Annotated in this window: 1 protein-coding gene; it reads left to right on the plus strand. The window is 57.6% G+C overall.

Going from position 1 to position 2,166, the window contains the following annotated elements; genetic code table 11:
* Nucleotides 1-451 precede the first annotated feature (451 nt).
* Nucleotides 452-1,429 (plus strand): GDP-mannose 4,6-dehydratase, encoded by a 978-nt coding sequence (gene gmd, locus AC1DVA_RS27855; protein WP_476808044.1) that lies wholly within the window; start codon nucleotides 452-454, stop codon nucleotides 1,427-1,429.
* Nucleotides 1,430-2,166: the final 737 nt, after the last annotated feature.

Consider the following 2,166-nt stretch of genomic DNA (forward strand, 5'->3'; position numbering starts at 1 on the left):
AAGTGGGGGTGGTTGGAGCTATGCTTCCGAGGCGATTTCCTGATGCACGCGCTAGAGTTCTTGAGTTGGAACGTCGTGCGCCATGACTGCCCGATGTCGGCTACTGGCCTGACCTTCGCTGCACCCGTTAATCCGCGTCGCCCAAACCCGAGCCGAAACAGCCCCGCATCTTGTAGGCGCCCGCGTTGTGCGAAGTCGTGGCGTTACCCACGAAATAATGGCGAGCGCCGAAAAGCCTTGCCCGTTGAGACCCAGGCCGGGTCAGGACCGACCGAGCTTCCGCTCCAGAACCCTTCCTATATGTTAGGCCTCCATGCTGCTAACAATGGTTGCGTGAGCATATTTCATTATGTATGCGCATGCAGACCGATTACCGGCGGAAGCCGTATTGGCCGGGCGCCAGCCCGAAGAGCTACTGTGGCAATCAATTCCATTTGCAAAGGGCGGTTAGTTGCCAAAGGCTTTGATCACGGGTGTCACCGGTCAGGATGGCGCTTATCTCTCCGAACTCCTCTTGTCGAAGGGTTATGAGGTTTATGGCCTAATTCGGCGGTCGAGTACGGCTGATGTGAACGATGTTCGGCTGAAGTGGCTCGGCATTAGCGACAGGGTCAAGCTGGTAGATGGGAATCTGACCGATCTGTCGGCGCTTACCCGTTCGATGCGCGAGATTCAGCCCGATGAGGTTTACAATCTAGCGGCCCAGTCGTTTGTGAAATCGTCCTGGCAACAGCCGCTTCTTACTGGAACAGTGACTGGGCTAGGGGTTACGAATGTGCTCGAAGCAGTCCGTCTCGAGGCGCCCCATGCACGCTTTTACCAAGCTTCTTCCTCGGAGATGTATGGGCTGATCCAAGAGCCGATGCAGAGCGAAGTGACGCCGTTTTATCCACGCTCGCCGTACGCTGTGGCCAAGCTCTATGGCCACTGGATCACCGTCAACTATCGTGAAAGTTTCGGCATTCATGCCTCGAGTGGCATTTTGTTCAATCATGAGTCACCACTGCGCGGAATCGAGTTCGTGACCCGCAAAGTGACGGATGCTGTCGCGCGGATTAAGCTTGGTCTCGCCAAGGAATTGCGCCTGGGCAACATCGACGCCAAGCGCGATTGGGGCCATTCGCGTGATTACGTCAAGGCAATGTGGTTGATGCTTCAGCAGGAAACTCCCGATGATTACGTCGTCGCGACCGGCAGAACCGTTACCGTGCGGGACATGTGCCGGATCGCCTTCCAGCATGTTGGCCTGGAGATGGATGCGCATCTCGTCATCGATCCAGAGCTTTTTCGCCCCGCCGAAGTTGATGTTCTACTTGGCAACCCGGCCAAGGCGAAAGCAAAGCTAGGTTGGGAGCCGGTGATCACTCTCGAAGATATGATCGTGGAGATGGTCGAAGCCGACTTGAAGCGGTTGACTGGGACCCGCTAAATTGTCTGATCCCGGTTTCGCGGACACCCAGACTGGGTGTTTCAAAAAAACCCGACGCGGTACATGCGGCGAAGACGATTTGGGCGTGATTTTCATATAGATGCGGTTCGCCTGATTGGGAAACGCGGGGTGAGCATCGCCTAGGCGTCGCGTGATCTTGAGGTCCGAAAACTGGCTGCGCAAATGAAGGTGTTTTGCCGCCGATGCCGGGAAAGATCTGTCCCAACAAGGCCAGATGAAGCCGAAGCAGCTCGAGATCGGGCGGCTGCTGTGTAGGTGGCCAAGCTCAAGGCGGAGCGCGGCATCCTAAAATGCGGCCGCAGCATACTTCGCGATGAAAGCGATGAGAGGTTCGTTTTCATCGCGAGGCACCGGAGCGGGGGGCCGGTTCTCTAATCGCGCTGGTCAAGTTGCCTGATTGAAGGCCGCGTACACGCCGGGTTCATGGTTCTCTCCGTGGTCGACCTCTATGGATCGCCGCATGTTGGCGTCAGAATGGTTGGATCGACCGAAGTGGCCCTCGCAGTTGCCGTCGAAGGCACTGCATTTTCAGGGACGGCCTGATCCGCGCCATACGTCCCGGCGGGGACCCATCCGWACAGTCAGCCGAGCAGCGCGTGTGCGATCATGTGGCTGCGGAGCTCCAGCGGAAGGGGGTATTGGTTTTCCACATCGCGTGGAGGACGACGGCGATCTTCCGGGCAACGGCGATCCGCGCCTTCTTGAAGCCCGAGACC

The organism is Allobosea sp. P4_C6, from assembly GCF_056402015.1.